Source organism: Heliomicrobium undosum (assembly GCF_009877425.1).
Lineage (GTDB): Bacteria > Bacillota > Desulfitobacteriia > Heliobacteriales > Heliobacteriaceae > Heliomicrobium > Heliomicrobium undosum.
Genome location: NZ_WXEY01000007.1, coordinates 36,223 through 59,560, shown reverse-complemented (window position 1 = coordinate 59,560; position 23,338 = coordinate 36,223). Strand labels below are relative to the sequence as shown.

General features: G+C 59.2%; 20 protein-coding genes and 1 tRNA gene. 5 read left to right on the top strand and 16 right to left on the bottom strand.

Going from position 1 to position 23,338, the window contains the following annotated elements; translation table 11 throughout:
- Positions 1–225 precede the first annotated feature (225 nt).
- From GTO91_RS08520 to ilvE, 8 genes are all read right to left on the bottom strand, one after another.
- On the bottom strand, positions 226–726 hold the full coding sequence (locus GTO91_RS08520) for a 3-isopropylmalate dehydratase small subunit (protein ID WP_170294160.1): 501 nt from the start codon (positions 724–726) through the stop codon (positions 226–228).
- Positions 726–1,988 (bottom strand): 3-isopropylmalate dehydratase large subunit, encoded by a 1,263-nt coding sequence (gene leuC, locus GTO91_RS08515; protein WP_161257794.1) that lies wholly within the window; start codon positions 1,986–1,988, stop codon positions 726–728. The genes GTO91_RS08520 and leuC overlap by 1 nt, the downstream gene beginning before the upstream one ends.
- A 187-nt stretch (positions 1,989–2,175) precedes the next feature.
- Positions 2,176–3,714, bottom strand: coding sequence for a 2-isopropylmalate synthase (locus tag GTO91_RS08510; RefSeq protein WP_161257791.1), 1,539 nt, complete (start codon positions 3,712–3,714; stop codon positions 2,176–2,178).
- Between the two features lie 87 nt (positions 3,715–3,801).
- Positions 3,802–5,463, bottom strand: coding sequence for a biosynthetic-type acetolactate synthase large subunit (gene ilvB, locus GTO91_RS08505; protein ID WP_161257788.1), 1,662 nt, complete (start codon positions 5,461–5,463; stop codon positions 3,802–3,804).
- A gap of 100 nt (positions 5,464–5,563) precedes the next feature.
- The gene (gene ilvC, locus GTO91_RS08500; protein WP_161257785.1) at positions 5,564–6,559 is read right to left on the bottom strand and encodes a ketol-acid reductoisomerase; all 996 of its coding nucleotides are present in this window, start codon (positions 6,557–6,559) and stop codon (positions 5,564–5,566) included.
- A gap of 53 nt (positions 6,560–6,612) precedes the next feature.
- Entirely contained in the window at positions 6,613–7,095 is a 483-nt protein-coding gene (gene ilvN / locus GTO91_RS08495; RefSeq protein ID WP_161257783.1) for an acetolactate synthase small subunit, read from the bottom strand.
- A gap of 26 nt (positions 7,096–7,121) precedes the next feature.
- Positions 7,122–8,780, bottom strand: coding sequence for a dihydroxy-acid dehydratase (gene ilvD, locus GTO91_RS08490; protein WP_161258061.1), 1,659 nt, complete (start codon positions 8,778–8,780; stop codon positions 7,122–7,124).
- Positions 8,781–8,854: 74 nt separating this feature from the next.
- Positions 8,855–9,727 (bottom strand): branched-chain-amino-acid transaminase, encoded by an 873-nt coding sequence (gene ilvE, locus GTO91_RS08485; RefSeq protein WP_161257780.1) that lies wholly within the window; start codon positions 9,725–9,727, stop codon positions 8,855–8,857.
- Positions 9,728–11,044: 1,317 nt separating this feature from the next.
- Here ilvE and rd point away from each other — a divergent pair.
- The 3 genes from rd to GTO91_RS08470 all read left to right on the top strand — a co-directional run bounded on the left by rd (position 11,045) and on the right by GTO91_RS08470 (position 13,650).
- Positions 11,045–11,206 carry a rubredoxin gene (gene rd, locus GTO91_RS17825; RefSeq protein WP_161257778.1) on the top strand — a complete coding sequence of 54 codons (162 nt, stop codon included), beginning with the start codon at positions 11,045–11,047 and terminating at the stop codon, positions 11,204–11,206.
- Between the two features lie 193 nt (positions 11,207–11,399).
- On the top strand, positions 11,400–12,377 hold the full coding sequence (locus tag GTO91_RS08475) for a YpdA family putative bacillithiol disulfide reductase (protein WP_161257775.1): 978 nt from the start codon (positions 11,400–11,402) through the stop codon (positions 12,375–12,377).
- Between the two features lie 64 nt (positions 12,378–12,441).
- On the top strand, positions 12,442–13,650 hold the full coding sequence (locus GTO91_RS08470; protein ID WP_161257772.1) for an EAL domain-containing protein: 1,209 nt from the start codon (positions 12,442–12,444) through the stop codon (positions 13,648–13,650).
- Positions 13,651–13,823: 173 nt separating this feature from the next.
- Here GTO91_RS08470 and GTO91_RS08465 read toward each other — a convergent pair whose 3' ends face one another.
- The 7 genes from GTO91_RS08465 to GTO91_RS08435 form a co-directional block, all read right to left on the bottom strand.
- Positions 13,824–14,759 (bottom strand): flagellar motor protein MotB, encoded by a 936-nt coding sequence (locus GTO91_RS08465; protein WP_161257769.1) that lies wholly within the window; start codon positions 14,757–14,759, stop codon positions 13,824–13,826.
- Positions 14,759–15,541: a flagellar motor stator protein MotA gene (gene motA / locus GTO91_RS08460; RefSeq protein ID WP_161257766.1), complete on the bottom strand. Its 783-nt coding sequence runs from the start codon at positions 15,539–15,541 to the stop codon at positions 14,759–14,761. The genes GTO91_RS08465 and motA overlap by 1 nt, the downstream gene beginning before the upstream one ends.
- 187 nt (positions 15,542–15,728) lie before the next feature.
- Positions 15,729–17,066, bottom strand: a complete 1,338-nt coding sequence (locus tag GTO91_RS08455; RefSeq protein WP_161257763.1) for an acetyl-CoA hydrolase/transferase C-terminal domain-containing protein — start codon at positions 17,064–17,066, stop codon at positions 15,729–15,731.
- Positions 17,067–17,355: 289 nt separating this feature from the next.
- Positions 17,356–18,495 (bottom strand): ABC transporter permease, encoded by a 1,140-nt coding sequence (locus GTO91_RS08450; RefSeq protein WP_170294166.1) that lies wholly within the window; start codon positions 18,493–18,495, stop codon positions 17,356–17,358.
- 2 nt (positions 18,496–18,497) lie between these two features.
- The gene (locus GTO91_RS08445; protein ID WP_161257757.1) at positions 18,498–19,268 is read right to left on the bottom strand and encodes an ABC transporter ATP-binding protein; all 771 of its coding nucleotides are present in this window, start codon (positions 19,266–19,268) and stop codon (positions 18,498–18,500) included.
- Positions 19,269–19,288: 20 nt separating this feature from the next.
- Positions 19,289–20,437 (bottom strand): HlyD family secretion protein, encoded by a 1,149-nt coding sequence (locus GTO91_RS08440; protein WP_161257754.1) that lies wholly within the window; start codon positions 20,435–20,437, stop codon positions 19,289–19,291.
- Between the two features lie 131 nt (positions 20,438–20,568).
- Positions 20,569–21,258 (bottom strand): TetR/AcrR family transcriptional regulator, encoded by a 690-nt coding sequence (locus GTO91_RS08435; RefSeq protein ID WP_161257751.1) that lies wholly within the window; start codon positions 21,256–21,258, stop codon positions 20,569–20,571.
- Positions 21,259–21,484: 226 nt separating this feature from the next.
- Between GTO91_RS08435 and GTO91_RS08430 the strand changes: the two genes are divergently transcribed.
- Entirely contained in the window at positions 21,485–21,820 is a 336-nt protein-coding gene (locus GTO91_RS08430) for a nucleotide pyrophosphohydrolase (protein WP_161257749.1), read from the top strand.
- A 2-nt stretch (positions 21,821–21,822) separates the two neighbouring features.
- Here the strand turns inward: GTO91_RS08430 and GTO91_RS08425 are convergent, their stop codons facing one another.
- Complete coding sequence (locus tag GTO91_RS08425) at positions 21,823–22,911, bottom strand: HD domain-containing protein (RefSeq protein ID WP_161257746.1); 1,089 nt, start codon at positions 22,909–22,911, stop codon at positions 21,823–21,825.
- 243 nt (positions 22,912–23,154) lie between these two features.
- On the opposite strand from GTO91_RS08425, the gene GTO91_RS08420 reads away from it, so the two are divergent.
- Positions 23,155–23,230, top strand: a tRNA-Thr gene (locus GTO91_RS08420).
- Positions 23,231–23,338: the final 108 nt, after the last annotated feature.

Sequence of the window (23,338 nt, the reverse complement as noted above, 5' to 3'; positions counted from 1 at the left end):
GACGCGGGCTTGTTCGCTAAGAGCTTCGCGGCGGCTCACTTGCCTGCTCCGCTGGGGCGCCAAACCTCTGGGCTATTCTGCATGTGAACCATGGCGCCCCTGACGCTCCGCAGTCTTCGTTCGCTTTTCGCCGCTCCGCTCAAATCGCTCACAAGCCCGCGCCCGTCGCCCGGTAATATGTCCGTTATTCGTTACATTTGAAAAGACCGGAAAGCCTTTTTCCTTTTATTTCCCTTCCGCCACCCGGGTCTTGACGTACTGCATGAGGCCGCCGGCGTGGATGATCGATTGCATCGAGGCGGGGAGGGCTTTGGCGGTGTAGGTCTGTCCGGTGGTCATGTTGAAGATGACGCCGGTACCGGCGTTGACCTGGACGACGTCGCCTTCGCGGATGCCGTCAACGGCCTCGGGGCATTCGAAGATGGGAAGGCCGATGTTGATGGAGTTGCGGAAGAAGATGCGGGCGAAGGACTTGGCGATGACGCAGGGGACGCCGGCAGCTTTGATGGCGATGGGGGCGTGTTCCCGCGAGGAACCACAGCCGAAGTTCTTGTCGGCGACGATCATGTCGCCCTTGCGCACCTTCTGGGGGAAGGCCGGATCGGCGTCTTCCATGCAGTGTTTGGCCAGTTCTTCCGGCGACGTGGTGTTCAGGTAGCGAGCTGGGATGATGGCGTCGGTATCGATGTCCTTGCCGAATTTCCATACGCGGCCTGTGAATTCCATTATTCCACCTCCCGGGGATGGACGATGCGCCCGGCGATCGCCGAAGCGGCGGCCACGTTGGGGCCGCACAGGTAGACTTCGCTCTCGGGGTGGCCCATGCGGCCGACGAAATTGCGGTTCGTCGTCGCCAATGCCCGCTCCCCTTTGGCCAGAATGCCCATGTGGCCGCCCAGGCAGGGGCCGCAGGTGGGCGTCGACACGGCAACACCGGCGTCAACAAAGATATCGACGAGGCCTTCCTTGATGGCTTGCTTGTAGATGGCCTGGGTGCCGGGGAAGACGACGCAGCGGACGTTCTTGTGCACCTTTTTGCCTTGCAGGATCTTGGCGGCCATGCGCAGGTCCTCAATGCGCCCGTTTGTGCAGGAGCCGATGACGACCTGGTCGATTTCGACGTGGCCAGCCTCGCTGACCGGCCGGGTGTTTTCAGGCAGGTGCGGGAAGGCGACGACAGGCTCCAGTTTTTCCACGTCGTACTTGATGACGCGGGCATACTTGGCGTCGGGATCGGACGCGTAGACCTTGTAGGGGCGGGTGGCCCGCTCTTCCACATAGGCAATCGTCTTCTTGTCAGGGGCGATGATGCCGTTTTTGCCGCCGGCTTCGATGGCCATGTTGCACATGGTCATGCGGCCATCCATGGACAGGTCGTCGATGGCGGAACCGGTGAACTCCATCGACTGGTAGAGCGCGCCATCGACGCCGATGTCGCCGATGGTGTGCAGGATCAGGTCCTTGCCGGTTACGTCCTCAGGCATCTTGCCTTCATACTCGAACTTGATCGCCTCAGGGACCTTGAACCAGGCTTCGCCCAGAGCAATGCCGGCAGCCAGGTCGGTCGAGCCGACGCCGGTGGCAAAAGCGCCCAAGGCGCCGTAGGTGCAGGTGTGCGAGTCGGCGCCGATGACGGCGTCACCGGGCACGACGAGCCCTTTTTCCGGAAGCAGGCAGTGCTCGATTCCCATATCGCCCACATCATAGTGATGGGTGATGTCATGTTTGCGGGCGAAGTCCCGCACAATTTTCGACTGCTCCGCCGATTTTATATCCTTGGCCGGCACGAAGTGGTCCTGGACCAAAACGACCCGTTCTTTGTCAAAAACCGCATCCAGGCTGGCTTTCTCCAACTCTTTGATAGAAACGGGCGCCGTGACATCGTTGGCCAGAACCAGATCCAGCTTGGCTTGGATCAATTCCCCCGGCTCCACCGACGCCTTCCCGGCATGCGCCGCCAATATCTTTTCGGTGATGGTCATACCCATGGCCGTCTCGATCCCTCCTTATTAACGACGTATGTTCTCATAAGACATGAGGCTGCTCCGGCGCAACATTCTCTCAGAAAACTGTTGTTGCTTTGTATTCAAGATTACGTTTGGAACGAATGAGTTTTACAAGGCCTGGGGAGTGGATGCCACTCCCCAGACGATTAAAATCAGTCTGGGTAAAAACCTAGACAGCCCGTTCTGGTTTGACCGCCAGCATCCCATCAAAGACGATCTTGTTGACCGCATTCAGATAGGCCTTCGCTGACGCCACGATGATGTCCGTATCGACGCCGCGGCCCGTGTAGAAGCGGCCTTCCCGCTCCAACTTGACGCTCACCTCGCCCTGGGAGTCCTCGCCGGCGGTGGTGGCGCTGATGGCGTAGGAGGCCAGGCGGGCGCCGGTATCGGTGATCTTCTCGATGGCTTTGTAGGCTGCGTCAACAGGACCGTCGCCGCAGGAAGCCTCCTCAAAGTTCTCCTCTTCGCGACGGAGCCGGATCGTGGCCGTCGGGACCAGCACGGTGCCGCTGGTGATATGCAGGTATTCGAGACTGTAGGCCTCGGGGAAGGTGCGCAGTTCGTCTTCTACCAGGACGACCAGGTCTTCATCGGTAATCTCCCGCTTGCGATCGGCCAGGGCCTTGAACCGGGCAAAGGCCTTGGTCAGCTTCTCATCGTCGAGGCTGTAGCCCAGTTCCTTGAGGCGCTCCCGGAAGGCGTGCCGGCCCGAGTGTTTGCCCAGGACGATGTTGTTCGTGAAGATGCCGATCATCTCGGGGTTCATAATCTCGTAGGTGGTCCGCTCTTTCAGGACGCCGTCCTGGTGGATGCCCGACTCGTGGGCGAAGGCGTTTTTGCCGACAACGGCCTTGTTCGGCTGGACGAGCATCCCCGTCAGGTTGGAAACGAGGCGCGAGGTCCGGTAAATCTCGCTCTTGTTGACCGACGTTTCCAGGCCGTAGACGGGTTTGCGGGTGTAGAGAGCCATGATCACCTCTTCGAGGGAGGCGTTGCCGGCCCGCTCGCCGATGCCGTTGATGGTGCCTTCGACCTGGAGGGCGCCGTTTTCCAGCGCCGCCAGGGTGTTGGCGACGGCCAGGCCGAGGTCGTTGTGACAGTGGACGGAGACGACGGCCTTATCCATGTTCGGCGTGCCGTTGATGATCGCTTTGATGAAGGCGCCAAACTCCTGGGGCGTGGCGTAGCCGACCGTGTCAGGGATGTTGATCGTCGTCGCGCCGGCCTCAATGGCGGCCGAGAAGATGCGGCAGAGGAATTCCACATCGCTGCGGAAGGCGTCCTCGGCGGAGAACTCCACGTTCGAGGTGAAGGACTTAGCCAGTTTGACAGCTTCGACGGCTGTCTCCAGGACCTTGTCCGGTTCCATGCGCAACTTGTGTTTCATGTGAATGGGCGACGTGGCGATGAAGGTGTGGATGCGGGCTTCTTCGGCGCCTCGCAGCGCTTCGGCGGCCCGCTCGATGTCCTTGCGGTTGGCCCGAGCGAGACCGCAGATGACAGGCCCTCGCACCTGTTCCGCCACGGCTTTGACGGCCTCGAAGTCGCCCGGTGAGGCGATGGGGAATCCGGCTTCGATGACGTCCACGCCTAGGCGGGCCAACTGCTGGGCAATCTCCAGCTTTTCATGGAGGTTAAGGCTCACCCCGGGCGATTGCTCGCCGTCTCGGAGAGTGGTGTCGAAAATGACGACTCGCTTGGACATCCGAAAGCCCCCTTTTTCATGACTCACTCGTTACAGGAACACTTGGAGCGACTCCAATCGGCTGTGATTTAGGCAGCGCGTCATTTCTTACTCGCAGACAATGATCTCATCGAGCCCTTTGCCGCCCAGAACGGTGGGATAGACCATGTCATTCTCGTCGGTGATGACCTCGACGAGTACCATACCGGGATGGGCGAAGGCCTCCCGGAGCGTCTCCTCGACTTCTTCCAACCGGGTGACGGGGAAATAGCGAATGCCGTAGGCCGCGGCAATGGACTCGAAGGAGGGGTTGAAGGTCAACTTCACGCCGGAGTAGCGCTTGCCGCAGTAGAAGTGCTGGAGTTGGCGAACCATCCCCAGGGCGTTGTTGTTGAAGAGGACGATCTTGAGGGGCAAGTTCTCCTGCCGGGCCGTGCCCAACTCTTGCATCTGCATCTGGATGGAGCCGTCGCCGGTAAAGAGGATCACCATATCATCAGGTCTTGCCGTCTGAAGGCCGTTGGCGGCCGGCAGACCGTAGCCCATGGTGCCGAGGCCGGCCGAAGTGATGAATCTCCCCGGCTTGACGAACTTATAGTGCAAAGCCGTCCAGATCTGGTGCTGGCCCACATCGGTGGCGACCCAGGCATGGTCGCGCGTCATATCGCCGGCTTTTTCAATGACGTACTGCGCGGTCAGGGTCTGCTTCGGATACTTGAGCGGACTCTGGGCTTTTAACTGGGCCACTTGTTCCAGCCACTCGGCATGGTTAGGCGCCGGTTTCAACTGGTTGAGTTGCTGGAGCACCAGGCGGGCGTCGCCGACGATGGGCACGTCGATGTCGGCGTTCTTGCCGATCTCCGCAGGGTCGATGTCGATATGGATGATTTTAGCGTCACGGGCAAACTTAGCCACGTTGCCGGTGGCCCGGTCGCCGAAGCGGACGCCGATGCCAATGAGCAGATCAGCCTTGCTGACGGCCCGGTTGGCATAGGGGGTGCCGTGCATGCCCACCATCCCCAGGGAGAGGGGGTGAGTCTCCGGAAAAGCGCCGATGCCCATCAGTGTCGTCATGACCGGGATCTGGGCCGACAGGGCCAACTCGGTCAGTTCCTGAGAGGCGTTGGCGAGGATGATGCCGCCGCCAACCATGATCACAGGCCGTTTCGCTTCCTGGATCAACTTGGCCGCGTTTTTGATCTGTGACGGATGGCCTTTGACATTGGGCCGGTAACCGCGGATGTCGATGGCCGGTTTCTCACCGCAGAGGGAGCACTCAGCGGAAAGGACATCCTTGGGGATGTCGATCAGCACAGGTCCGGGCCGGCCGGTGGAGGCGATGTGGAAGGCCTCACAGACGACACGGGGGATTTCCGCCACGTCTTTGACGAGGTAGTTGTGTTTCGTGATCGGCATGGTGATGCCGGTGATATCGACTTCTTGAAAGGCGTCGGTGCCGACCATGGAGGTGGGAACCTGCCCAGTGATGATCACCATGGGGATCGAATCCATGTAAGCGTTGGCGATCCCCGTGACCAGGTTTGTTGCCCCCGGTCCGGACGTGGCCAGACATACCCCCGGTTTGCCGGCGGCGCGGGCGAAACCGTTGGCCGCATGGGCAGCCCCTTGTTCGCAGCGCACAAGGATATGCCGGATGGGGGATTCGAGCAGGGCGTCATAAATCGGCAGCACCGACCCGCCGGGATAGCCGTAGATGACCTCGACGCCGTTTTCTTCCAAGCATTTCAGCAGCGCCTGGGCTCCGTTCAAGGCGTTCCACTCCCCTCTTCCTGTATCGGCCGCATCGACAAGGAAAGCCCCGTAACGGGGCCTCCTCATCGGATCGCGCAGGCCGGCGTCTTCTTTCCGATTACTTCGCAGTTTTCAGCCAGGGCATCATGGCCCGCAGCTTTTTGCCGACGACTTCGATCTCGTGGTTTTCATCGGCTTTGGCCAGGGCGTTGAACTTGGGACGGTTGACTTCGTTTTCGAGGAGCCATTCCTTGGCGAAGGTGCCATTTTGGATCTCCGTGAGGACCTTTTTCATTTCCTTCTTCGTCTCTTCGGTGACGATGCGGGGCCCGATGTTCATGTCGCCCCACTGGGCCGTATCGGAGATGGAGTAGCGCATCCAAGAGATGCCACCCTCATACATCAGGTCGACGATCAGCTTCAGTTCGTGGAGGCACTCGAAGTAGGCCATCTCGGGGGCGTAACCGGCTTCGACGAGGGTTTCAAAGCCAGCCTTGACGAGGGCCGAGGCGCCGCCGCAGAGGACCGCCTGTTCGCCGAAGAGGTCCGTTTCGGTCTCTTCCTGGAAGGTGGTTTCGATGACGCCGGCACGGGTGCCGCCGGTGCCCTTAGCGTAGGCGAGGGCGAAGTCTTTGGCGCGGCCGGTGGCGTCCTGGTAGATGGCGATCAGGGTGGGCACGCCGGCGCCCATGGTGTACATGCGGCGCACCATGTGGCCGGGGCTCTTGGGGGCGACCATGAAGACGTCCACGTTCTTGGGCGGCTGGATCTGGCCGAAGTGGATGTTGAAGCCGTGGGAGAAGCAGAGGGCTTTGCCTTCGGTCAGGTAGGGGGCGATCTCGTCGCGGTAGACCTTGCCCTGTCTTTCGTCGGGGATGAGGATCTGGATGATGTCCGCCTTGGCGGCCGCTTCGGCGACGGGATAGACTTCAAAGCCGTATTCTTGGGCTTCTTTGACGCGGTTGGAGTCGGGGCGCAGGCCGATGATGACGTTAACGCCGGAATCCTTCAGGTTTTGCGCTTGGGCGTGGCCCTGGCTGCCGTAGCCGATGACGGCAACGGTTTTGCCTTCCAGAAGGGACAGATCGGCGTCGGCATCATAGTACATTTTCATTGAGAGGTTCCTCCATTCAATATTTGCAAATTTGTCATTGGGGTTGCTGTTTGTTACTTCATCCCCCGCAGCATGGAGATCCGCCCGGTGCGGGCGAATTCACGGATGCCGAAGGGACGCAGGCTCGTCAGGATGGCCTGAATTTTCTTCTGATCGCCCACGACCTGGATGATCACGGAACTGCGGCTCAGGTCGACGATGGTGGCCCGGAAGATCTCGCAGATCTGCATGACCTCGCTGCGGGCGGCCACGTCGGCCGTGTTAACCTTGACGAGGATCAGTTCCCGATGGACCGATTCCTCATCGGTGATATCCTGGATCTTGATCACGTCGATCAACTTGTGCAACTGTTTGGTGACCTGTTCGATGATCCGGTCGTCACCGTCGACGACGATGGTCATGCGGGAAACGGTAGGGGTTTCCGTCTCCCCGACGACGAGGCTTTCGATGTTGTATCCCCGACGGGCAAAAAGGCCGGCCACGCGCGTCAGGATCCCCGGTTTGTTCTCCACCAAAACGGACAGGGTATGGCGCATCGTATTTGCCTCCTTTTATCCCGCCCTTAGCGCATCCGGGCCCCGGTCGAGGCCGACAGCACGTTCTGGGCGTAGCGTTTCATGTATCCCGAAGTGACTTTCGGCGCCGGCGGCTGCCATTCCTTGCGGCGCTCGGCCAGTTCCGCCTCATCGACTTCCACCGCCAGCTTGCCGGCGGGAATGTCGATAGCGATGATGTCGCCTTCGCGGATGAAGGCGATGGGACCGCCGTCTGCCGCTTCCGGCGAGACGTGACCGATGGCGGCGCCCCGTGTCGCTCCGGAGAAGCGACCGTCGGTGATCAGGGCCACATCCTTGTCAAGGCCCATGCCGCAGATGGTCGACGTAGGTGAGAGCATCTCCCGCATGCCCGGGCCGCCGCGCGGTCCTTCGTAGCGGATGACGACGACGTCGCCCTTTTGGATCTTGCCGGCGGTGATGGCCTCATAGGCCTGTTCCTCCGAGTCGAAGACCCGGGCGGGACCCTTGTGGACGAGCATCTCCGGCGCCACGGCGCCCTTTTTGACGACAGCGCCGTCGGGGGCCAGGTTGCCCCGCAGGACGGCGAGGCCACCGGTCTTGGAGTAGGGGTTGTCAATGGGGCGGATGACGTCAGGCCGCAGGTTGGCGCTGCGGGCTACGTTTTCGGCGACGGTCTTGCCGGTCACCGTGGGCAGGTCGCCGTCGATGAGCCCCGCATCAAGGAGGGACTTCATGACGGCGGGGATGCCGCCTGCTTCGTCGAGGTCTTCAATATGATGCTCCCCGGCTGGGGCGAGCTTGCAGAGGTGGGGCGTTTTGGCGCTGATCTCATTGACCATATCCAGGTTCAATTCCACGCCCGCTTCATAGGCGATGGCGGGCAGGTGCAGCAGCGTGTTGGTGGAGCAGCCCAGAGCCATGTCGACGGTGACGGCGTTGCGGAAGGTCCGCTCGGTCATCATGTCGAGGGGCCGCACGTTGTTGGCCAGCAGTTCCATGATCCGCATCCCTGTCTGCTTCGCCAGCAGGGTGCGGGCCGAGTAGACGGCCGGGATGGTGCCGTTGCCGGGCAGGCCCATGCCGAGGACTTCCGTGAGACAGTTCATCGAGTTGGCCGTGAACATGCCCGAACAGGAACCGCAGGTGGGGCAGGCGTTTTCCTCGAGTTCCTCCAACTCTTCCATCGTCATCTTGCCGGTATTGTACTGGCCGACGCCTTCGAAGACGGTGTTCAAGTTGACCTTTTTGCCCTGGAAGCGCCCCGCCAGCATGGGGCCGCCGCTGACGAAGATGGAGGGGATGTTCAGGCGGGCCGCCGCCATCAGCATGCCGGGGACGACTTTGTCACAGTTGGGGATGAAGACAAGGGCGTCGAAGCCGTGGGCCATGGTCATCACTTCGATGGAGTCGGCGATCAGTTCCCGTGAGGCCAGGGAGTACTTCATGCCCGTGTGGTTCATGGCGATGCCGTCACAGACGGCGATGGCCGGAAATGCCAGCGGCGTGCCGCCGGCCAGGCGGACGCCTGCTTTAACGGCGTCGGCGATGGTGTCCAGGTGGATGTGGCCGGGGACCACATCGTTCTTGGCGTTGACGATGCCGATCAGCGGGCGGTTCATCTCTTCCGCCGTGAGACCGATGGACCGCAAGAGCGAACGGTGGGGCGCTTTTTCGACGCCACATTTGACCGCCTTACTGCGCAGATTCGTTTCCAACAGGTTCCCCCCATTTCCAGTGTTTCTTCTCCGTAATATACGGTTGATTTTGTCGATTATTGCTAAATCGGCGTGCCCTGATTGCGGGCATATTCCCGGAAAGCTGCGATCAGGTCGCTCGTAACCGGTCCGGGAACGCCGTCGCCGATGAGGCGTCCGTCCACGTTGACGACAGGGATGACCTCTGCGGCCGTGCCGGTGAGGAAGACCTCGTCGGCAGTGTAGACATCGAAGCGGGTGAAGACCTCTTCCGCCACGGTGAAGCCCTTGGCGCGAGCCAGGTCCATGACGGTGTTGCGGGTGATGCCCTCCAAGATGCCTACATGAACGGGCGGCGTAATCAGGCGTCCCTGTTTGATGATAAAGATGTTATCGCCGGTGCACTCGGCCACATAGCCTTCCTGGTTGAGCATGATCGCCTCCAGGACGCCGGCTCGGGCCGCTTCCAGCTTAGCCAGGATGTTGTTCAGGTAGTTGAGCGACTTGATGCGCGGGTTCAGGGCTTCGGGCACATTGCGGCGCGTGGCCACCGTGACGACCTCCAGGCCCTTTTCATAGAACTCCGGCGGATAAAGGGTAATGCCGGCAGTGATGCAGAGCACCGTGGCCCCGGGGCATTTGCGCGGGTCCAGTCCAAGATCTCCCTTCCCCCGGGATACGACCAAACGGATGTAGGCGTCGCGAAGATGGTTGCGGCGCAGAGTCTCCAGGACGACGTCGACCATTTCCCCTTTTCCCATAGGAATCGCCAGTTTGATGGCTTTTGCAGAGTCATAGAGGCGGTCGATGTGTTCATCCAGTTTGAAGACCCGGCCGTTGTAGGCCCGGATGCCTTCAAAAATCCCGTCTCCGTACAGGAAGCCGTGGTCGAAGACGGATATCTTTGCCTGCTCTTCCGGAACAAAACGGCCATCCAAGTAGATGATCAGGCTCACCTTCGCAATCTCCCCTTCCGTTAACCTGTGCCATGATGTCAAAAAAGAAAATAAAAAAACCTCCCGCCCAGACAAGCATTACGCCTGTCAGGGACGAGAGGATTTTCCCGCGGTACCACCCTGATTGTCGCACCCAAAAAAGTGCGCGACCTCTTGACCGACAGCCAGCGGCTGCCGCCAGCATGATAACGGACGCTCGCGCCTATGGCGCTCCATCCGGCTCCATCTACTGCCCGCCTTGCGGCAAGGGTTCGACTGGCAACTCCCGGGAGAGACAACACCGCCGTATTAGTGCCGGTTTCCAGCTTCCCCGGCTCTCTGGGACTAAGGGACAAACGGTGTATAGTACCCCATCATCGTCTTTGGTCAAGGTTCTGTTATTGACAATTAGTATAGTCAAGCATCCCCTCCGGTGTCAAGGACGGAGGCGCTTAAAAATCTGTAAAAAAAGTCTCGCTTCCTTGTTGTGTTCTTCACAATAATGTGGTAATATAAAGTCAAGCAACAGCCCTACAGTAAAGGTTCAGGTTCACCTACTCACGATGGTTGGAAACCAAGGTTTTCCGGTCAGTGCAGGTGTCGACCAGTCCAAACGGTGGGGTTTCTTTCATTTCAGGCTCCCGGTTGATTCTACCCATTCAAGCGAGTGTATGGGAGCCCGTCTCTCGGTCCTAGGTACCGGATCCCAACTCAGTGTTAGGTTCAAGTCCCTGTGTCACCTTTCTCGGTTGAGGCCTCTGGTTCCCGGTCAATTGCCCCGGTTCTGGTAGAGACCTCTTTTCCCGGTCCAGTGTCACAGTTAATGGTAGAGGTCTCCGCGTCCAGTCAGCGCACCGATTCTTGGAAAGAGGCCTTCGGATCCCATTCAACTCCTTGGTTCCTGGTAGAGGCCTCCGGTTTTGGTCAACGTCTCGGTTCCTGGTTGAGGCCTCCGGTTTCCGGTTACAGTGCCTCCGGTCCCCAGTCAACTGTCACGGTTCCCGGATGAGTGCCACGGCTCCTGGTTCAGTGTCACAGTTCCCGCGCATGTTCCAATTCTCGGTTTGCGGAGGCACAGCTTTCCGTATCAAGGATTCCGGTATCGTCGACATCTACACAAGCGTCTGTTCGTTCGTATCCTATCCTCAGTGGTTCCTGGTTGGTTGTCCCCGATCTTGCTACGGTTTGGGTTGCCAATGTTCATGGGAACGGTTTGTACTGTAGGGGTAGTTGCTTATTAGGGAGAAGGCTGAAGGCCTTCTCCCTTTCATTTTGACTTTTTTCAGGCGGATACAGGGCTCTCGATTGAAGTACAATAAAAAGAAAGGAGTGTAGGCGGTGAAGAAGTATCTCTGTGTTCCTTGTGGCTATATCTACGATCCCGAAGTGGGTGATCCCGATTCTAACATCCCCCCGGGAACCCCCTTCGAATCCCTGCCCGATGACTGGGTCTGCCCCATCTGCGGCGTCGGCAAAGACCAGTTTGAGGTTCAGGAATAAGGCATTCACAGGGATCGCCTGTCAAGAGGCTGCCTGAAAGGGCGGTCTCTTGTTTTTCCTTCAATTCCCTCTCCATTCCCCATCAATTATCCCTTTATTTGCCTTCGGTTAGACTTCAATAAAAGGGGATGCTATTTTTTTACTCCTCTAGCCGCTATAATGAGGAGTAGAGCGACTTGGAGGTGGGGCAAAGATGTATGACATCGCGGTTGTGGGCGGCGGCCCCTGCGGACTGGCGTGCGCCATCGAAGCGAAGAATCATGGCCTTGACTGCGTTGTCCTGGAAAAAGGCAATGTGGTCCATTCTGTGGCCGGATATCCGGTCTATATGGTGCTGTTCAGCACGACCGACATGCTGGAGATCGGGGGACTTCCCTTTATCTCCGGTGACTGCCGCCCAACCCGGCTTGAAACGGTGCGTTACTACTGGCGCGCTGTGCAGCATTTTGGGATCCCGGTCCGAACCTACCGTGAGGTGACAGAGATTCTTCCCGCTTCGTCCGGATTCATGCTGCACACACGGGATAGGCTGAACGGCGAAGAGCAGATCGTCTTTGCCAAGCGGGTCGTCGTGTCCACCGGTTGTTATGACCGGCCTAACCTCATCGGCGTGCCCGGTGAAGAATTGCCTCATGTGAGTCATTACTACAAAGAGCCCTTCCCTTATATGGGGCGACGGGTGATCGTCGTCGGAGGGGGCAATTCGGCCGCCGAAGCGGCCTTGGAACTCTCCCGTTTCGGCGCCCAGACGACCGTCGTCCACTTCCGGGGAGAGATGGACGCCACCGTCAAACCCTGGATCGGCGCAGAACTGACAGCGCGCATCCTAAAAAAGGAGATCGCCGCGTTGTTTCACACCCGGGTTCTGTCCATCGGCCCGGAGGCGATTACCCTGTCTGCAACGGACAATGAGACCCCTTTTGAGGTGGAGGCCGATTTTGTCTTTTTGATGACTGGATACCGGCCCAATGCCGACCTGCTCGTCCAAGCAGGCGCAGCCCTCGATGAATCCGGCTTTCCCATCCATAACCCGTTGACGATGGAGACCACCGTTCCCGGCCTCTATGTCGCCGGCGCCATCAGTGAAGGCTGGCGGGTCACCCAAGCCAACATCGAAAAAGGACGTTTCCATGGGAAACGGATCATCCAGTCCATCGACGCGGATCAATGAACAGCAGCTTTCCCGCAGCGCAACTGACGGAAAAGAGCGGCATCATGCCGAGGAGGCCCCAGAGATGAATCGACCCCGGTTTATTCCCGACCCAGACACCGTCATGCCGCACTTTCAACCGATCCTCTCGATGGATACGCAAACCATCTATGCCTACGAGGTGCTCGGTCGCTATACAGGCCCGCAGGGTGTGCGCAGCCTTGGCCCCTTTTTTCATGACCCTTCCGTTTCCATGGAGGAGCATATCTTTATCGATCGCATCATCCGCCAGAAAGCGATCGCCAGCCTCGTCAACGCCCCTGCGGATACGCGCCTTTTTCTCAACCTGAAACCAAACTGGATCTACAATTTCCGGGAGAGGCCGGATCAACTGCCCACCTTGCGCTTTCTCCGCGAACATAACATCGACCCCTCCCGGATCACCGTCGAAATCACGGAGGATTCCTTCTTCGACGATATTGAGGAACTGGCTCGCGTCACCCGCACCTACCGGGAAGCGGGCTGCCAGATCGCCATCGATGATGTGGGCAGCGGGTTCGTCAACTTTGACCGCATCGCCTACATCAAGCCGAACATCCTCAAGTTGGACCTGGAACTGGTGAAAAAGTGCGGTCGCGAGTCCTTTTTTCAGGAGATCCTCCTCTCCTTTGCCGTGATGGCCGAAAAGATCGGCGCCTTTTTGCTCTTCGAAGGCATCGAAACGAAGGAAGAGGTGCAGATCGCCCTTTCGCTCGGCGCCCGGTACCTGCAAGGATACTTCTTCTCTCCGCCCCAGTCGGCCATGCAAAACCCCAACGCCTTCCGTTCCGGTCTGGACCGCCAGATCCAACAATTCGTCGATCACGCCCTCTGGCAGCAGCACGCCGACCTGCGCGACGCCGAGGAACTCAGGGACAGCCTCCTCGCATGCCTCCACCGCCTGTCTGAGGGAGAAACGGTAACTCCCGCCGCCGCTGACGCTTTCATCCATCCCATCCTGGGGCTCCTCCCCCGGATGGTGATTCGCGTTTTCCTCTGTGACGAACGGGGCTACCAGTGGTCATCGAACTTCACCCGCCAGAACGGGCATTGGGAACAGGATCCCGGGTTCATCGGCCGCAACTGGGCTTGGCGCCCCTATTTTCTCAACAACATCGTCAAGGCCACCTATCAGGAGGCCGGAAAACTGTCGGCTGTCTACACAGATGCCCACACAGGCGAAAAGATGCGCACCTACATATACCCCCTCCCGGACAACCTCTTCCTCTGCCTCGACTTGACCATGGAGGGTTGAGCCTTTAGCATCACTCCTTGTCCATGGGAAAAAGACCTCAGATGATCAAAAAAAGCGGCCCCCTCGGGGGACCGCTTTTTCGTTATGCTTATTTGTTATAAGGAACGGGCTGCATTTGGTGGGGAAACAAGCTGGATCGCATCGGCAGGGCGGGGTTTGAGAACAAGGTCGTTCTAGGGAACGAAGCGGAGCGGGCTGTCGGGGATATTGTCGGCAGGAAGACGCTTCGGTTCACCGGGCAGGCCTTCAAGCACCGGGGCGGGCGGCATTGCATCGGCGTTCGCCGGGGTCGCGGCGTTCCCTTGCGGCGCGCTCGCGGTTCCCTGCGGCGCCAGCGGTTGCGGCACTGGCTTGACAACCGCCGGGGTCGCCTTTTGTTCCGGCATGGGGTACTGACGGATGATCATCACCTCGACGCGGCGGTTCTGGGCGCGTCCTTCCAGCGTATTGTTGGTCGCCTTGGGATGATATTCGCCGTAGCCGACAGCGGTGAACTTGACCGGGTTGTTCCTCTTGTCGTTGAGGATATGCTTCATCACATTCAGAGCCCGCTTGGCGCTCAGATCCCAGTTGGAGGGGAACTCAGCCGTGCTGATGGGCAGGTTGTCGGTGTGGCCGGCGATGCGCACCTCGTTAGAGAGGTTGTGCAGTGTATCAGCGATCAGGTCGAGGGCCGGCAAGGCCTCCCGCTTCAACTCGGCCTTCCCGGAGTCGAAGAGCGCCGCGTCGCGGAAGCTGATCTGCAACCCTTCGCGGACAAGGTTGGTCTCCACCTGTTTTTCAAGCCCTTTTTCTTCAATATACTGGTCGATGCGGTTTTTGATCTCCTGGAAGTCGCGGGTCTCCTTTAACGATTCCATCACCGACATGTCCGGCGGCGCGTCGCTGGCCCCCTCAGTGTTCAGCGGCGTCGGGTTGGCCATGATGCCTGAACCGCCTTTGAAGACGGTCTCCATCGCCTTTTTCAGGGCCTCAAACTTCTTGGTGTCCACCTGGCTGACGGCGAACATGACGATAAACAGGGCCAGGAGCAACGTCAGCATGTCGGCGTAGGGGATCAGCCATGTCTCGTCGACATGCTCCTCATGGTGTTGCTTCTTCTTGGACATCAGACATTTCCTTCTTTCTCAAGGGCCGCTCGTTCCGCTTGAGTCAGGTGGATCATCATCTTCTCGCGAATCTGAATCGGGCTGCTGCCGACCTGGATCGACAGGATGCCTTCGAGCATCATTGTCTTCAACTTGACCTCTTCCGAAGACTTCCGCTTCAGTTTGGTGGCGAAGGGGTGCCAGAGGACGTAACCGGTGAAGATACCGAAGAGGGTGGCCACGAAGGCGGCGGCGATCATGGTGCCCAGTTTGTTGACGTCGTTCAGGTTGCCCAAGGCGCCGATGAGACCGATAACGGCCCCCAGAACGCCCAGCGTCGGGGCATAGGAACCGGCAGAGGTGAAGATCTGGGCGCCCACGCGATGACGTTCCTCCATGGCAGCGATCTCCGCCTCCAGGAGTTCACGAACGAAGTCTTCGCCCTGACCATCGACGATCAAGCGGATGCCGTTGCGCAGGAAGGGTTCTTCCAATTTGTCGATGGAGGCCTCCAGCGAGAGCAAGCCTTCGCGACGGGCCTGCTGCGCCATGTCGGTCATCTGCTGAATGATCACCTTCGGCTCCGTCAACTTCTGCTCCTTGAAGATGATCCCGAAGAGCGTCGGCAGTTTCTTGACCTCCTTCATCGGGAAGGAGTTGAGCAGGGAGGCGAAGGTGCCCACGAAGATGATGATGATGGCAGCCGGGTTGACCAGAACGGCGACGTTGGCCCCTTTGGCAATCATCCCGCCGACAACGGCGACAACGCCCAGCACTACCCCTAGAATGACGGCGATATCCATGTTTCGCACCTCAATAATCCAGTTTTTTACCTATGAAAATTATCCCATTTGACCTGCAAAAGGTGTCTGTCCGATTGAGCCATTGGGAGTTATTCGACATGATCATGATGCATCCCTTCTACGCACCGTTGTTTAAAATATAGAAAAAAGCACCCCCAAAGGGATGCTTGGGCGTCTTTGTGTGGGATTACCGCTTGTTGCTCCGTCGCCAGATGCCCATGGCCTCGGCTTTTCCGATCAGTTCCTCCCGGAAATGAGGATGGGCGATGCCGATCAACCCTTCCGCCCGCTGCCAAGCCGACTGGCCCTTGCAGTTGAACATGCCGTACTCGGTAACGACATACATTGTCGTCGCCCGCGTGTCGGTGATGATCCCGCCGGGGGTGATCGTTGGCAGGATGCGCGACTTGATGTTGCCGGCCTTGTCGCGGTAGGTTGAGGAAAGGCAGATAAAGCTGCGTCCGCCCTTCGATTGATAGGCGGCGATGACAAAATCGAGTTGGCCTCCGGTGCCGCTGATCTGGCGGGTGCCCGACGATTCGGCGCAGACCTGGCCGAAGAGGTCGACCTCGACGGCGTTGTTGATGGTCACCAGGTTGTCGATGGAGCCGGCCACCTCGGTGGCGTTGGTGTAATCCACAGGGTAACTGGCCGCGAAGGGGTTTTCGTCGAGGAATTCATAGAGCCGCTTCGTGCCGAGCGCGAATGTGAAGGCGATGCGCCCCCGGTCGATGGCCTTGCGTAAGCCGTTCATGCGCCCGGCCTGGAACATGTCGACGAAGCTGTCGGCGATCATCTCTGTGTGGCCGCCCAGGTCCTTCAGGTCTGATTCGGCGATCATCCTGCCGAGGGCGTTAGGCATGCCGCCGATGCCCAACTGGACACAATCGCCGTCATGCATCTTCGCCAAGACCTGGGTCGCGATCGCCTTGTCCACGTCGCTGACCGGCGCCGGCGGCAGTTCGGCCAGAGGCAGGTTGTCGCCTTCGATGATATGGTCCACCTGGTCGATGTGGATGCCGTGACCGTGACCGCCGTGGACGCGGGGGAAACGCTCGTTGACCTCGATGATGATTTTTTTGGCGCGGGCGATGAGTCCATAATGGTGGCTGTTGCTGACGCCGAAATTGAAAAAGCCGTGTCGGTCCATGGGGGCCGCCTGGGTGATAAAGACATCGGTGGGCTGGTTCTCCAGGACGTAACGGGGCAGTTCGCAGAAACGCATGGGGTTGTAAAAAGCGGGTCCCTGAGATGCATAGCGCCGATCCAGGCCGGTGAAATGCCAGGAGTTCCAGGTGAAACGCTCGCCCGTCGGATCCGATTCAAAGGCCAGGGATGGATACACGGAGACACCCGCCCGGATATGTACATCCGTAAGATCGTCGCTGCGCTCGGCCAGAGCGGCGTCAAAGGCGCGCGGCGCAGCCAGACAAAAGCCATACTCGATCCAGTCGCCCGACTTGACCATCCGGGCCGCTTCGCTTGCTGTGATTCGTTTGGAACGGTGTTGATCTTGAAGACTCATCGGCCTAAACCCCTCCTATTTCGCGTTCCATGTCATGGGAGCGCTTCCTGAAAAGAAACGCCGGGCACTGAATTCGGATAATTCTGATTATACAGATTTCCTTTTTGCCGGTAAATAGCCTTTTTTCCCTTTTACGGCAATAACGGTTTGGCCCTCGCCGGAAGAAAAAAGGCCCCTTATCACCGAGGCGTGTTCGCCAAGAGATAAGGGGATGCGACGGTGTTGCCGAGAAAAGATCCACGGTACCGCCATTGCGATGGATGAAGTCTGATGATGAACGTATCAGGTGTCAGTCCAGGTTTTTGCGGAACTTCTTCGCCGCCAGGAAGAAGAGTCCGATGGCGAAAACGGAGAGGATCAGCGTCTCTTTCCAGAGGTATTCGAGGCCGACGCCTTTGAGGAAAATCCCTCGGACGATGACGAGGAAGTAGGTCAAGGGGAGCATGCCGCCGAGCCCCTGGAGGAACGCCGGCATCGTCTCCCGGGGAAACATGAAGCCGGACAGCAGGATCGACGGCAGGATGAGCAGGAAGGTCATCTGCATGGCCTGGAGTTGCGTTTTGGCCACCGTTGAGACGAGGAGCCCGACGGCCAGGATGGTGATCAAAAAGAGGGTGGACAGGAAAAAGAGCAGAATCACGCTGCCTTTCGGCGGCACCTCAAACCAGTAGATGCCGATGAGCAAGACCATCGTCAGGGATACGAAGCCGATGAAGACGAAGGGCAGCAGTTTCCCCAGCATCAGTTCGGCCGGTCGGATCGGCGTGACGACCAGTTGTTCCATCGTGCCCCGCTCCTTCTCGCGGACCATGGAGAAGGCCGTGAGCATGGCGATGACGTTCTGCAGGATGAGGCCGATCAGGCCGGGGATGTTGAAGACAGCCGACTTCATGTCCGGGTTGTACCAGACGCGGGTCTCCACCTGCACCGGCAAGCGCGGCGTCTCTCCCCCCTGCGCCGCGAGCCGCTCGGCCTGCACGTCCCAACCGGCGTTGAATCCCACCGTCTGAACGGCGTTCATGGCCGCCCGGGCCGCCGTCGGGTCGGAACCGTCGACGAGCACCTGGATGGTGGCGCTGCCGTTGCCTTGCACCTGTTTGCCGTAATCAGGCGGGATGATCACGGCGACGCGGGCGTCGGCGCTGTCCAGGTAGCGTCCGATCTCGTCGTATCCCCGCACATGGTAATCGGGATCGAGATAGGTCGAGTTGCGCAAGGCGCTGATGAACGCCCGGCTGTCCTGGCTCATCGATTGGTCCCAGACGACCGCAGGCAGGTGGTCCACATCGGTGTTGACGGCGTAACCAAAGAGCAGCAGCAACATGACCGGCATGCCGATGGCTAGGCCGATGCTGGGCCGGTCACGGATGATCTGCTGGAATTCCTTGCGCAGGATGGCCTGAAAACGGGTCCAACTGAACCGTTCCATCATCATCGCCGCCCCCCTTTGATGCCGGCGTTGCGCGGATCGTCGGCGGCTTCGCGCTCCACAAAGTAGATGAAGAGATCGTCCAGGCTGGCCTTGTTTTCGCGGACTTTCATCTCCGCCGGGGTGCCGAAGGCGATCAGCCGCCCATAAAAGACGAAGCCCAGAAAATCGCAGGTGTCGGCCTCATCCATGTAGTGGGTGCTGACGAGGATGGTCATCCCCTCGGCGCGGAGTTGGCGGATGATCTGCCAGAAGACGCGCCGGGAGACGGGGTCGACGCCGGCTGTCGGTTCGTCGAGGACGATCAGCCGGGGCGCATGGAGCAGGGCGCAGGCCAGGGCGACACGCTGCTTCCAGCCGCCCGACAGGGAGTGGACCAGTTGGGGCAGCCGGCCCTCCAGGCCGATCCGTTCGACGACGCTGCGCTTGCGCTCCGCCGCCTCGGCGCCGCGCAGGTTGTAGACGCCGGCGTAGAAGTCGATGTTCTCTTGGACCGTCAGGTCATCGTAGAGGCTGAACTTTTGGGACATGTAGCCGATGCGCTGCTTGATCTCCTCGGGGTGGGTGCGCACGTCATAGCCGAGAACGGTGGCCTGGCCCTCTGTCGGCATGAGGACGCCGCAGAGCATGCGGATCGTCGTCGTTTTGCCGGCGCCGTTGGGGCCGACGAAGCCCATGATCGAGCCGGCCGGCAGTTGGAAGGTTACGCCCTCGACAGCCGTATAGCTCCCGAAGCGCTTGATCAATCCCTGGCAATCGATGGCCAATTCCATGGTCCTTCACCTCCGCCGGGCTATCCCTTCGTCTTCTGGAAAACCACGTCAGCCGGCATGCCCGGTTTCAGCCGGTCCAGTCCCTCGGTCAGCTTGGTTTTGACGCTGAAGACGAGGTTCGTCCGCTCTTCCTTCGTCTGCACGTTTTTCGGGGTGAACTCGGCCTTATCGCTGATCTGGGTGACGGCGGCGGCAAAAGAATGGTCGGGATAGGCGTCCACGCTGACGGCGGCGTCGGTTCCGACGGAGAGACCGCCCAACAGCGCCTCAGGAACAAAGACCTTCACCCAGAGATCGTTTTCATCGAGGACGGTGATGATGCGGCTGGCTGTGTTGACCACCTGTCCCGTTTCCACGTGCTTGTAGAGAACGCGGCCCTGAACGGGGCTTTTGATGATCGCCTTGCCGGCGTTCACCTGGGCCAGGCGCACCTTTTCCTTCAAGCCGTCGACAACCGCCTTCTGGGCCTGGATGGTCGGCTCGGTGTAACCGGCCAGGGCCAGATCAAGGCCGGCCAGGGCGCCGCTGCGCTGCGCCTCCGCCGATTCAGCCTGGGACTGGGCGGCTTCCACCTGGGCCTTCGTGGCCTCTGCCTGGGCGCGGGCCGTCTTCGCCCGCGTTTTCTGGTTGTCCAGTTCGCGGGCGCTCAAGGCGCCTGCGTCATAGAGCGCCTGGTTTTCTTTCAGGATCTGCTCCTCGCGGCGCAGGTTCTCTTCATCGCGGGCAAGGTTGGCCTTGTACTGGTCGATGAGGTTGCGGTTCTGGTTGACGACTGCCTGGAACTGGTCCACAGTGGCGCGCTGGCGGCGGATCTCCTCGACACGGCTCCCGTTGAGCAGGTCGAGGAGCTTGGCCTCGGCCTGCCGGAGATCGCTCTCGGCGGCAGCCAGGCTGATGGAAGCCGTCTGGTCATCCAACAGGGCGATCACTTGACCTGCCTCGACGGTCTGCCCTTCGGCGACGCGCAGTTCCACGATGCGGCCGGAGACTTCCGGCTGGACGGGCACCATGGTCCCTTCGATGGTCCCCGAATAAACCTCCTTGGCCGGTCCGAAGAAGCGCCCGAGAACGCCTGCATCCCCCTTCGCCGTTCCGGTGACGCTAAAGGCCAACAACCCCAGGGTTACCGCAATGGCGCCGCCGGCGATGATCTTCACCTTTGCCTGCATGGCTGCATCCCCTTTCTCCCTTCCCTTGTCCCCCGCTTCTATCCGTTAGGCCCGAGTCCGCCGGGCGGTGTTTTCTGTGGCGCTGTGGTGTTCACAGCGGCGCTGCCGCATTCACTCCGACGCTATAGCATTTACTCCGACGCTTCCGCGCCCCCGCCGATTGGCGGAAGAGCGCCGCGCAAGAAAAGATCGATGATATCTTCAATTTCCTTCCGCTTGTCTTCCCCTACAGACCGCTCCGGCATCAAAAAAGGACTGAGCGTAAAGGTGACCAGCATCCCGAACCAGGAGCGGGCCAGCGCCCAGGGCCGCAGATCCTGCCGGAGTTCGCCCTTCTGCTGCCGCTGTTCGATAAAGCGCAAGAGGACGTCCTGGGTCTTATAGCCCACTTCCCGAAAAAAGATCTCCCGCAGTTCCGGATGGTACTGCGATTCCGTCAGAATCAGGCGGATCAGTTTTTCATTGCCCAGGATGAACTGCTGCCGCTCTTCGCTGATCAGCACCAGCACCTCCCGCAAGGGCAGGTTTTCATTCGTTAGCAACAGTTGCCGGATGGAGTTGACGCTGTTGGGGGCGATGGTGTTGCGGATGAGCGGAACGAGCAAGGCCAGGAGGATCTCCTTTTTCGTTTTGAAATGCCGGAAGATGGTCCCTTCCGAGATGCCGGCCTCCCGGGCGATCTCGCTCGTCGTAGCGGCGCTGAATCCCTTTTCGGTGAATACCCTGAGGGCGGCTTCTGCGATGTTCCACTGTTTGTCTGTCAGCCGCAGCGGGAGTTGATAATCATCAGGTCCTCCGCCGGTTGGCTTCCGGTCGTCCATGCCCTCGCCTCCTTGATTCGAGTGTTCACTTGTCTATGATAAGTATGACAACAGAATAAGTGAGTGTTCACTTACATTGTTCCACTTTGTACTTACGGCGTCAAGTGGGTTTCGCCGATTTCTCATCGTAAAACCTGTTTGATTTTAAGCCCTTCAGTGCCCCCATGCTGGACAAGTCTCCCGGCGAAGGCTATCTTTAAGCTAGCTCATAAAAGGAGTGATTACCATGGAATCGCCAAGCCTGCGCGACCTACAGGACCGCGTGGACGCCTACATCTCCCAGTTTGAGGAGGGCTATTTTGACCCGCCCACCCTCGTCATCCGGCTCTGTGAGGAGTTGGGCGAACTGGCCCGGGAGGTCTCCCACCGTTTTGGCCCCAAAAAGAAAAAGCCCGGCGAAGCCGAGGGCGATCTGGAACTAGAGATCGGCGACTTGCTCTTCATCCTCGTCTGCCTCTCCAATTCCCAGGGCTATGACATGGCCGACATCTTTCGCCGGACCATGGAAAAGTACGAGACTCGGGACAAAGACCGGTGGACCCGAAAAGTCCCGCTCCCATAAGACTACCCGTTGGGAAGCGCTTGTTTTGCCCCTGTGAAGAGATCGACCGAGCGGATGTTATTGTAATCGGGATGGATCGACGTCTCACGGATGATGATCGAACTGCCGTCGACGGTGAAGCAGACCTGGTTGCCCCGGCGGGTCAGCCCGGCTGAGATGCCGTCGACGAGCTTGAGCAGCCGCAGCATGGGCATCAGCCGAAAGGGGAAGCTCGCGGGGAGTTCCTCTTCCCGGTGGTGGTGGTAGCGGATCAAGGCGACCACATCGGGCGGCTGGTTGTAATAGTGCTGGGCAAACTCGGCGCTCCGCTCGGCATGGTGGACGCCGTCTTCGAAAAAGTTCTTCGGCGAGACGACATCGCCCACCTTCGCCTTCGGTTGGACCTTGCCCAGGTCGTGAAAGAGGATCGCCTGGACCAGGGTGTCCTTTTCGATGCCGATCAACTCGGTGATCCCCTGCTTGTGCAGATCAGCCAGCACCTTGAGCGCGTTGATCACGTGGCGGTAGGAGCCGTCTTCAATCACCGCCGTGATCGTGATCTTCCCTGTCGCCGGATCATAGACATCCACATACTCCGGCGTCGTCTTGAGCTTATGGGTCACCTTGTAGTTGGGGAGGGTCAGGGAAAAAGCCTCTTCCAACTCCTGGTTGGCCCGGATCAGATCCTCCTTCAGGCGGATCCGGGCGGTCACGTCCTGGATCGTGGCCATGATCCCCTGGGCGACACCGCCTTTGATCACGGGCACGAAATTCACGCTGAGGATCAGGCCGGACAGGGTATGGCGCACCACATCATACTGGGGCTCTCCGGTTCGCAGCACCGACATCCAGGGACTGGTCCGCAGGTATTCTTCGGAACTGCGAGAGAAAACAGGCCCGACCGCCTCTTCGATACGCCGGTTGACGGTGCTATCGACACTCTCCAGCCCAAGGATGCGAATGGCGGCCTCATTGATCACATGGATCACACGCTGCCGGTTGATCAGGATTAACCCCTCCTGCATGGAGCGCATGATGACATCAAACAAATCGTCCAGGCCCAGATCTTCCTGATCGCCGCCCGGAAACAAGCGCTCCGCTGCCATTCCCATGAGGCCCCTCCTTCTCCACCGTAAAGATAAGTAGAATAGTATTCGCTTCAGGGTGATTAATTCCTTTTTTATTTTGCCATATTGATCATATATTTCCACAACGGTTCGTTTATTCCTTATTGACGGACTGTTTTATCGATTTCTTCTGCTGATGCCCCTTTGCTGGTCTGGGGAAAACTTCCCCGTTGACATTTCTCCCTATCCTATGCTAAACTATCCTCTGCTTGGGTGAACCAAGCCACTGCCGGTGTAGCTCAGTTGGTAGAGCAATTGATTCGTAATCAATAGGTCGCCGGTTCGAGTCCGGCCATCGGCTCCATATGAATTTGAAACGCCTGCTTTGATAAGCAGGCGTTTTTTATGCTTTCGGCATTCTCGATGCCAATTCGGCCTCTAATTTGCCAAAAAGAGACTACGATCATTTGAA